The 10,595-nt window shown below is 31.1% G+C and carries 9 protein-coding genes; 5 read left to right on the forward strand and 4 right to left on the reverse strand.

The genetic code is table 11. The annotated features are described in order from the left end of the window. Window positions 1-1,058: N-acetylmuramoyl-L-alanine amidase (locus tag ACIQZC_RS06190; RefSeq protein WP_396138368.1), on the reverse strand; the 1,058-nt coding region annotated here is incomplete at its 3' end. A 3-nt stretch (window positions 1,059-1,061) separates the two neighbouring features. Further along, entirely contained in the window at window positions 1,062-2,150 is a 1,089-nt protein-coding gene (locus ACIQZC_RS06195; protein ID WP_396138369.1) for an N-acetylmuramoyl-L-alanine amidase, read from the reverse strand. A gap of 71 nt (window positions 2,151-2,221) precedes the next feature. Between ACIQZC_RS06195 and ACIQZC_RS06200 the strand changes: the two genes are divergently transcribed. The 3 genes from ACIQZC_RS06200 to ACIQZC_RS06210 all read left to right on the forward strand — a co-directional run bounded on the left by ACIQZC_RS06200 (window position 2,222) and on the right by ACIQZC_RS06210 (window position 7,148). Next, window positions 2,222-4,906 (forward strand): putative LPS assembly protein LptD, encoded by a 2,685-nt coding sequence (locus tag ACIQZC_RS06200; RefSeq protein WP_396138370.1) that lies wholly within the window; start codon window positions 2,222-2,224, stop codon window positions 4,904-4,906. A gap of 36 nt (window positions 4,907-4,942) precedes the next feature. After that, window positions 4,943-5,323, forward strand: coding sequence for a RidA family protein (locus tag ACIQZC_RS06205; protein ID WP_396138371.1), 381 nt, complete (start codon window positions 4,943-4,945; stop codon window positions 5,321-5,323). Between the two features lie 205 nt (window positions 5,324-5,528). After that, the gene (locus ACIQZC_RS06210) at window positions 5,529-7,148 is read left to right on the forward strand and encodes a M1 family metallopeptidase (protein WP_396138372.1); all 1,620 of its coding nucleotides are present in this window, start codon (window positions 5,529-5,531) and stop codon (window positions 7,146-7,148) included. 7 nt (window positions 7,149-7,155) lie between these two features. Here ACIQZC_RS06210 and ACIQZC_RS06215 read toward each other — a convergent pair whose 3' ends face one another. Further along, entirely contained in the window at window positions 7,156-8,208 is a 1,053-nt protein-coding gene (locus ACIQZC_RS06215; RefSeq protein WP_396138373.1) for an AMP-binding protein, read from the reverse strand. Between the two features lie 17 nt (window positions 8,209-8,225). Next, entirely contained in the window at window positions 8,226-9,158 is a 933-nt protein-coding gene (locus ACIQZC_RS06220) for a lysostaphin resistance A-like protein (protein WP_396138374.1), read from the reverse strand. 44 nt (window positions 9,159-9,202) lie between these two features. Here ACIQZC_RS06220 and ACIQZC_RS06225 point away from each other — a divergent pair, with 44 nt between their 5' ends. Then, window positions 9,203-9,547 (forward strand): ArsC/Spx/MgsR family protein, encoded by a 345-nt coding sequence (locus tag ACIQZC_RS06225; protein WP_396138375.1) that lies wholly within the window; start codon window positions 9,203-9,205, stop codon window positions 9,545-9,547. Window positions 9,548-9,618: 71 nt separating this feature from the next. Next, window positions 9,619-10,595, forward strand: a 977-nt coding sequence (locus tag ACIQZC_RS06230; RefSeq protein WP_396138376.1) for a carboxypeptidase-like regulatory domain-containing protein, incomplete at its 3' end; no start/stop codon positions are given.

Here is a 10,595-nt window from a genome sequence, read left to right on the forward strand (position 1 = left end):
ACAATGTAAGCAGATTCAAATCCTTTTTTCTTTGCTTCTTCTAATCTTTTTTGAGACACTTCATACTTTTTTTCTTGACTAAAATAGTATTTAAACAACTTACCAGCGGGTTCTTTAAAAATGGGCGATAATCCCTTAAAATCTACTGCTGTTGGGTCAAGATCACTAGGACTTGCAGAAATTTGTACTTTATAAACAATTCCTTTAGAACTAATTATAGTTGGTTTAACTTGTTCTTTACGCTCCGTTTTTTCTTCCACCTTTTCATTAACAACCGATACAACTGGTTTAGTTTCTTTTGTAGCTACAAAAAATTCTTTTTTATATTGAATAATTGCTTCGGCAATAGCTTCGGCTAATTTATCTTGTCCTGTCTCAGAATTTAAAAAAGCACCTTCTTGTTTGTTAGACACAAATCCCATCTCTATCAATACTCTAGGCATGGTTATTTGACGTAATACTAGAAAACCAGCTTGCTTTACCCCTCTATTTTTATTTTTAGATTTCTTAGTAAAGAAGGATTGAACTTTATCGGCTAATTCGATACTTTGATCTAAATATTCTTCTTGTAAAATATTTATTCCAATAACCGATTCAGGAGATTTGGGATCAAAACCATCATATTTAATTTTATAATCGGACTCTAAGGTTACTACTTGGTTTTCATGCTTAGCCACTTCTAAATTTGAAGCATTTCTAGTAATCCCCATAACATAGGTTTCATTTCCAGCTGCAACTTCACTTTTATTGGCGTTGCAATGCATCGAAACGAAAATACTTCCTTTAGATTTGTTTGCAATCGTTGCTCTTTGTTGAAGTTCAATAAAAACATCCGATTTTCTTGTAAAAATAACCTCAATTTGTGGATCGTTTTCTAAAAGCGCACCTACTTTTAAAGCCGTTTTTAAGGCTATATTTTTTTCAATATTTCCATGATAAACGGCACCATAATCTTTACCTCCATGACCAGCATCTAAAACTACTTTAAATTTAGATGTTTGTCCGTATCCAATTAAGACATAAATAAATGAAAGGAAAAAGGTTGCTTTTTTTATCATAATTTATTTATTGTCAAAAGTTACCATATAAGCAGATTTATATCCTTTATTTTTTGCCTCTGTCAAACGTTTTTTACAAGCTTCATAATCTGTTTCATCACCATAAAAATATTTATATATTTTATTTTCTTGGGTAAAAGAAATTGGTTCTAACCCTTTAAAGTTAGATGGTTTTGTATCTATTTTTTTAGTGCCAGCTTCTAGTTGTACTTTGTAATGAATTCCTTTTGCTTCATGAGTTGTCTCATTATCATTGTTCGATATAGATGCTGTAGGTGAATTAGATTCAATTGGTGCAACTATAGATTCATTAACATCTGACGGACTAAAAAAAGTGTTTTTATATGTAATAATCGCATTATAAATGGATTGTGCCATTTCATCCTTTCCCGCATCTGAACTAATGTAAATCCCTTCTTCTTGATGAGAAACAAAACCTAATTCAATTAAAACACCCGGCATAACTGTTGCATCTAATACCCAAATAGGTTGTTGTTTTACACCTCGAGAAAAACGATCAGTTTGAACAAAATTCTTTTCAATTTCTGAAGCCAACTCAATACTTTGTCCTAAAAATTCTTCTTGCAATATCTTCAATCCTAATAATGTCTCAGGATTATTCGGATCAAAACCTTTATATTTTTGGTTGTAATCATCTTCGAGAAAAATAACACCATTTTCTTTCTTGGCAATATCTAGGTTAGTATCTGTTCTTGACATTCCCATCACAAAAGTTTCTGTACCCTTTGCAGCCGTACTTTTAACACCATTACAGTGAACGGATATGAATAAATTTGCTTTTGCTTTATTTGCAATGTTTGCTCGTTCTCTGAGCTCTATAAAAACGTCTGTTTTACGAGTATAAAATACTTTAACACTGTTATGCTGTTCTAACAACTTTCCAAGACGTAAAACCACGTCAAGAACAATGTCTTTTTCTCTAATAGATCCTCTCATTGTTCCAGGATCTTTTCCCCCATGACCAGCATCTAAGACGACTTTAAACGGATTAGATTGTTGAGCAAAAAGTGCGCTTGGAACAAATAAAATGAACAAAAGCAACACAAATTTTATAGCGTTTTTAACTAACATAGAATAATTAAAAAGTATTATAAGTTATAATTTTATTAAAACATTATTTTTGCAAAAAAATATATGTAAGTTTGACACTTCAAAAAGTAAGCCAAATTTTTACAAAAATAGCATTAAAAGCATTGTATACAAAGTTAAGTCATATCGTTTTATTAGTAATTTTACTAACAATTGGAAATACCTCTGTATTTTGTCAGGAAATTATAGCAATTGATACACTTAAATTAAACAATTCTAGCTTAAATGGCCCTAAAAACAATACTAAAAACGATTCTTTAAAGAAGAAAAAAAATGTTTTAGAAGGTATTGTGAAAATGAATGCCAAGGATTACGAAAAAATAGACCAAAAAAAGAAACAACTTACCTTATACAACGAAGCTTCAATAAAATATACTGATTTTGATATCAAAGCAGGAATTATAGTATATGATTATGAAAAAAAACAAGTGTATGCCGGAAGAATAAAAGATACTGCGGGAAATTATATTCAAAGACCTGTATTTACTCAAGGAACTAATATTGTTGAACCTGATTCTCTTGTTTATAACAACACCACAGGAAAAGCACTGATTTGGAATTCAAGAACCAAGCAAGGTGAAATGAATATTAAAGCTGAAATTTCAAAGCGAGAAAATGATTCGGTTGTTTTTATGAAATCGGCTCGTTTAACAACAGCAAAAGATATTGATGACCCTGAATACTATTTTTATGTTACAAAAGTAAAATTTGTTCCAAAAAAGAAAGTTGTGGTTGGACCAACTAATCTGGTCATTGCCGATGTTCCTACTCCATTATTTTTACCCTTTGCTTATTTTCCGATGAGCGAAAAAAGTACTTCTGGCTTCATCATTCCAACCCCTGGACAAAATAATCAACAAGGATATTTTCTTCAAAATGGTGGCTATTATTTTGCATTAAGTGATTATTATGATTTAGCCGTTTTAGGCGATTATTACACTAATGGAAGTTACGGTTTGAGGGCAGAAAGCAGCTATGCAAAACGCTATAAATTCAACGGACGATTTAATTTTAGATTTGAAAATAATATACAAAGTGAAAAAGGTTTTCCTGATTATGTGAAATCAAAACAATATAACATTCAATGGTCGCATAGTCAAGATGCTAAAGCTGCAGCAAATTCTCGTTTTTCAGCTTCAGTAAATCTAGGAAGTAGTCAATATTTTAGACAATCAGTTAACATGAATAACGTTGGATCTACATTGAATAATAACCTGAGTTCATCTGTATCCTATTCTAAAACATTTCAAACAGTGCCTCAAGTGAATATGTCATTATCGGCAACCCATTCTCAAAATACAAATACCAAGCAAATAGACATGACTTTACCTACTTTTCAAGCTAGTGTAGATCGTATATTCCCATTTGCACCAAAAGACGGAATCAAAAAAGGAATTATTAAAAATATTAATATTCAATATAATGTTAGAGGGGAAAATCGAATAAAAACATCAGATTCCCTTTTCTTTAAACCCCAAATGTTTAGAGATGCAAAAACAGGTTTTCAACACAGTATTCCTATTACAACCAATTTTAAAATTTTAAAATATTTTAGTGTAACAATGGGAACTGCCTATAATGAAGTATGGGCTTTTAATACCATTCAAAAATATTTTAGTACAATTGAAAATAAAGTTGTTACTAAAGAACAAAAAGGATTTGAAACATATAGAACCTATAATTTTTCTGCTGGAATAGGAACAACCATTTATGGTACTTTTAATTTTGGAGAAGACAAAAAAATTCAAGCGATTCGACACGTAATGAGACCCAATGTTTCATACGGCTACACTCCTAGTTTTGAAAAATATTATGACACCTATGCCATTGATGCAACTGGCTTAACTACTGAAGAATATACTAAATTTGATGGCGGTATGTTTGGAGCCCCTGGAAAAAGTTATTCAAATAACGTAGGAATTTCCTTAAGTAATACCTTTGAAGCAAAAATGATTGATAAGGACAGTAAAAAAGGAGAATCAAAAAAAGTAATGCTTATTAATAATTTAAACTTGAGCACAAGTTATGATTTCACAGCAGACTCATTAGCATGGACCCCTATGAGAGTAAGCGGTGGAACCCAATTTTTTAAAGATAAATTAAATCTAAATTTTGGCGCTACATTAGATCCTTATGCAATTGATAACGTTGGAAAGAGAATCAATACTTTTAATATTGATAATGGCGGTAGCTTATTTAGAATGACGAGTGCCAATATGACTATGAATTATGCCTTTTCAAGTACAGATGGTGAAGACAAATCAAATAAACAGAATCAAAATAACGGCGGAACTGGTGATGATTTATTTGGAAGAAACACCGATTTAAGTGATACTAGGCAAAGTTTGTTTGATAAAGACGATACTAAAAAAGAAGATAAAAATATTGAATGGTACAATACAAAATTACCTTGGGATTTGCGACTCGCCTATTCCGTTACTTACAATAATTCTAATAGACAAAAGGAAATATCTTCTCATTCAGTAATGGCTTCTGGAAATATTGAATTAGCTCCCCGATGGAAAGTTGGATTATCATCTGGATATGATTTTAAACAAAAAGGTGTTACGTTTACTCAATTGCGTTTTGAAAGAGATTTAGAAAGTTGGCGCATGAGTTTCAATTGGGTTCCATTTGGTACAAATACCTATTGGGGATTCTTCATTGGAATTTCATCTTCTGTTTTAAGCGATATTAAATACGATAAACGTCAGTTACCAGATCGCGTATTTCAATAGCAATTAATCAATTTAAAAAACTTATTTACCCTAATTATGAAAAAAATAATTTATACCGAAAATGCACCAGCACCAATTGGTCCTTACAACCAAGCCGTACTTGTAGGAAATACACTTTATAGCTCTGGACAAATTGCGCTTAATCCTCAAACAATGGAATTGGTTTTAGATGATATTGAAACTGAAACCAAACAAGTAATGGAAAATATGAAAGCAGTTTTAGCTGCTGCCGAAATGACTTTTGAAAACGTAATAAAAACATCTATTTTTATTATGAATATGGAAGATTTTAGTCGGATTAATTCAGTTTACGGTGCCTATTTCAATGAAGCAACTGCTCCAGCTAGAGAAACCGTTCAAGTAGCGTGTTTGCCAAAAAACGTAAACATAGAAATTTCAATGATTGCAATTAAATAAAGAAAGATTATCCTCATAAAAAAATCCGTTACAAAATCACGTAACATGTAACGGATTTTTTATTTGAATAAGTTTGACTTATTATCTTAAATCAAAACGATCTAAGTGCATTACTTTTGTCCAAGCAGACACAAAATCTTTTACAAATTTTTCTTTAGTAACAATTTTGTAATTTAGACAACTCATATACCTAACAATTATCATTATGAAAAATCAAATATTCTTAATTCTTGCGCTTTTCGGAATGTACTTTTCTTTTGCTCAAGAAACTACAAGGAGAGATTCACTTCAAGGCGGTTTACGTTTTGAACGCACTTGCTATGATGTCCTTCGATATGATTTATATCTCAAAGTGGATCCATCTAAAAAGTGGATTATGGGTACAAATGAAATCACTTTTAAAGTAATTGAGCCTACCAAAAAAATTCAATTGGATTTATTTGATAACATGATTATTGATGATATAAGCTGCTTTGAATTTGGAAAATTAGAATTTACTCGCGATGAAAATGCTGTATTTATAAATTTCAATACACCATTAGAAAAAAATAAAATATATACACTGCTTTTTTCATATAGTGGCAATCCAAAAATTGCAAAAAACGCACCGTGGGATGGAGGATTTGTATTCAAAAAGGATAATAAAGGTCTCGATTTTATTGGAGTAGCCGTTCAAGGAACAGGTGCTAGTCTTTGGTATCCATGTAAAGATTCCCAAACAGATGAGCCTAATCTAGGCGCTTCAATAAATGTAGCTGTACCAAATGGATTGATGAATGTTTCAAATGGTCGATTTTTAGGATCGAAAGATTTGGGCGATGGCTATACAAGATGGGATTGGGAAGTAAAAAACCCAATCAATAATTATGATATTACGATAAACATTGCAGACTATGTTCATATTCATGACCAACATAACGGATTAGATTTAGATTATTATGTGTTAAGAGAAAATGAAGAAAAAGCACGTAAACATTTTGAAGCCGATGTTAAACCTATGTTAGACTGTTTTCAATTAAAATTTGGAAAATATCCTTTTTGGGAAGATGGTTACAAGTTAGTTGAAACACCTTATTTAGGTATGGAACATCAAAGTGCTGTGGCTTATGGGAATAAGTTTAAAAAAGGCTATATGGGCTATGATTTATCAGGGACGGGTGTTGGGATGAAATTTGATTACATTACTATTCACGAAACCGGTCACGAATGGTTTGGAAATAGTATTACTAGTAAAGACATTGCCGATATGTGGATTCATGAAGGGTTTACAACCTATACCGAAACCGTTTTTATTGAATGTACGCAAGGTTATGATGCTGCAATTAAATATGTGAACGGACAATCAAAAAATGTGAGAAATGACAAACCAATAATTGGTCAATTTGGTGTTAATAGAGAAGGTTCTGGCGATATGTATTATAAAGGTTCCCTCCTATTAAATACGCTTCGACATGTAGTAAATAATGATGAAAAGTGGTGGTCGATATTATTGAAATATGCTGAAACGTATAAAAAACAAATCATTGATACGCCAACTGTAATTGCTTTTTTCAATCAAGAATCTGGATATAATTTAACTCCTATTTTTAATCAGTATTTAAACCATACCTCACTACCACATTTAGAAATTAAAACACAAGGAAAAAGCTTTCAGTACCGATGGAAAACTGATGAACCAAATTTCATCATGCCAATTGATATCATAATTGGTTCAAAAAAAATAAGACTTCAAGCTTCAAATGAATGGAAAAAATCTAAAGAACCAATTGCTTCACTAGAAGAAATTAAGGTATTAACCGATAAATTTTATGTAAAATACAATTAACAATATATTACAACCCTATTAAAAGTAGGGTTTTTTTTATGTTAATTTTAGCAGTCGAAGTTCGTTCAAACTGAGTCACAAAAAAGACATCCTTTGGAATTTCATATTTATCTAATTTTTCAAATAGTGACTTCGGTAATTCAAATTCAGATCCTTCTAGTACTAAAATTACTTTTTGACCAAGAAGAGCGTCGGGTATTCCGGTTATAAAAAAAGAAACCGTTAAATGTTTCGCAATTTTAGCTTCAATTTGTTCAGGAACAAGTTTTATTCCACCACTGTTAATAATAGTATCATAACGCCCTATCCATTTGAATGTAGTCGGTGAAATAATTTCTACAACATCATTCGTTATAATAGTATTTACTGAAATGAAGGGTACTTTTAGCACCAAACAATCTCGGTCATCTAAAGCTATGCTAATATTTGGTAAAACAGTAAACGTTTCTGAACCGATTCGCTTAGCGGCAATATGAGAAATTGTTTCGGTCATTCCATACGTTTCATAAATTTCATTATTTAAATTTTGCAACTTAAGAGAAAGCTCACTAGAAACTGATGCACCGCCAATTATTATTTTTTTAAATTGGAATAATTTATCTATACTATTTTGAGCTTGTAAGGGAACTAAAGCTACAAAATCGAATGTTTTTTCAGAAGATAATGCTTCTAAATTTGAGCTTGAAGGTAAAATATCTAATTCTAGCCCAATAATAAAGGTGCGAACTAACATCATTTTTCCTGCAATATATCGGGCGGGTAAACATAATAAAGCGCTGTTACCTGGCTGCAATTTAAAATAATCAGCCGTTGCAAGTGCAGAATGCACCATAGCCTGTTTTGAAAGGATAATTGTTTTTGGATTTCCAGTAGTTCCAGATGTACTTAATTGAATTGTATCCGAAGCATCCAACCAATCCAAAATAAAAATACCAATTTCTTTTTCATAATCAGATCCTTCTTTTGCATAGCTGTAGGCTAAATCAAATAAGCTCTCTTGATCAAAATGAGCTCCATTTATTTTGAAGGAATTATGAAAATTATGAAAAGTAGGCAGCATAAAATAGATTGAATTAATTAAAGTGTTGACCTATTTTTAGTACCAATTAATTTTTCATTCCATTTGTTCCATTTATATTTCTTTGAGAAAAAATAAATTAGAAGTGGAAATAAAATAAATACCGGAAAAAAGACTTCAAAATTTATTGAAGGCTCAGAAATATCTTTAAAAATGGAATGGGTTTGAAACACGGTAAAGTCAGTAGTGATTAATAATGACGCCAAAATATTATTAGCTGCATGAAATCCTAATGCAAGTTCTGTTCCTTCATCCATCAAAGTAATAATTCCTAAAAACAATCCCGATCCTATATAGTAAACTAAAATAAGATACCCCAATTTTTCAACTTCAGGATTCATTATGTGCATTGTGCCAAAAATTAAAGAAGTCATTAACAAAGGAAACCATTTATTAAGCGACAAATTATAGAAACCCTGCATCAAATAACCTCTAAAAATCAACTCTTCTGCAGTAGTTTGGAAAGGCATTAATAATAATGTGATGGCAAATAAGATTAAAAATGGAATCAAATTAATTTGCAGAACAATATCTGTTGAATCATAAAAATAAGACGAGAAAAACAAAATAACAGAAATAATTAACCACAACCCAAAAGAAACTAATACTCGACTCCAATCAATTTTTTCTCTTGATGTAATAATGGATAAAAACTTTTGTTTATGAAATTTTTCAACTACAAGATATAATCCTATAATGACAAATACAAAAGATAGTAAGGCAAAAAACAAAAACACATTTGAATCAAATAGCGAATAAAGGTCTGCATTATTTTGAGGCATCTTTCCAGAAAATAAAACCGCAATACTAAGTGGAATTTGACCTACCATTGCTGCTAAAAACACTAAAAAAGAACCTCCTAAATACTTGATAAAATTTAATAATCTTAAATTTAAATTGGTTTCTTTTTTAAAAGCTTGCTCTATAAACATATCAGAAATATTACATTTGTACATTAAACAAACAAAAATACAAAATGATTACCATTTACCATAATCCAAGATGCAACAAATCTAGAGAAGGCTTGTGTGAAGTTGAATTATTTAAAAAACCGTTTCAAATTCGTAATTATATGATTGAACCGTTCACTCTTGATGAGCTAAAGGATGTTATAAAAAAATTGGGAATACAACCTATAGAGTTGGTACGAATTAAAGAATCAATTTGGATCGAACATTATAAAAACAAAGTACTTTCAGAACAAGAAATAGTTGATGCAATGCTGAAATACCCAAAACTAATTGAACGGCCAATCATTGTTTATGGTAATAAAGCAATAATTGCCCGACCAAAAGAACGAATTAAAGAACTATTTCGATAGTTTTAACAAAGATTTAGGAATTAAAGGATGCCACTAAGAGTAAATTTGCAGCCTTATTACAAATATAAAATATGAAAAATTATTTTCAATTAATACTTACAGCAGTATTTATCTCATTTTCTTCTGTTGCGCAAAAACCAGTAGAACAAAAAATAACAATTAGCGGAAAAGTGTTCGAAAAAGGAAACAAAATTGCTGTTGAATACGCAACTGTTTCTTTTAAAAATAGTGCATCTAATCAACTTTATGGAGCAATGACCGATGCAAAGGGGTTGTTTAAATTTGAACTACCAGTAGGTGATTATACAGGAGTAATTGAGTTAATGTCCTATAAAAAAGTAACTATTCCTCAAAAAAAATATACAGAAAACACCTTTTTAGGATCGTTTTCATTGGAAGCAGATATCTCGCAGTTACAAGACGTTATCGTTATTGCTGAAAAATCTACCGTAGAAATTAAATTAGATAAGAGAGTATACAATGTAGGAAGAGATATGATGGTTAAAGGCGGAACAGTGAGTGATGTTTTAGATAATGTTCCTTCGGTTACAGTAGATACAGAAGGAAATGTAGCCCTTCGCGGAAATGAAAATGTAAAAATATTAATTGACGGGAAACCTTCTGGTCTAGCGGGTATAAATGTTGCCGATGCGCTAAAATTATTACCTGCAGATGCTGTTGAAAAAGTTGAGGTAATTACAAATCCATCGGCACGATATGATGCTGAAGGCGGAGGAGGTATAATTAATATTGTGCTTCGAAAAGGAAAATCAAATGGAGTTAATGGTTCGATAATTCTTTCTGCTGGAGACCCAGAATCCTATGGTGTAAGTAGTACTTTAAATAAAAAAGGAACCAATTTTAATTTGTTTTCAAATTTTGGATACAACTATAGAAATAATCCGGGTAACTCTTTAACCGATGCCGAATATTTTAACTCAAATGGAACTACGAGTCGTTTCATTAATGAGAGACGAACAAACGAACGATTAAGTGAAGGTTATAATGCGAATTTTGGTATTGATTTAAACTTGAGTAAATCTTTAAC

The sequence above is a fragment of the Flavobacterium sp. genome (assembly GCF_044338735.1).
Taxonomy (GTDB): Bacteria; Bacteroidota; Bacteroidia; order Flavobacteriales; family Flavobacteriaceae; genus Flavobacterium.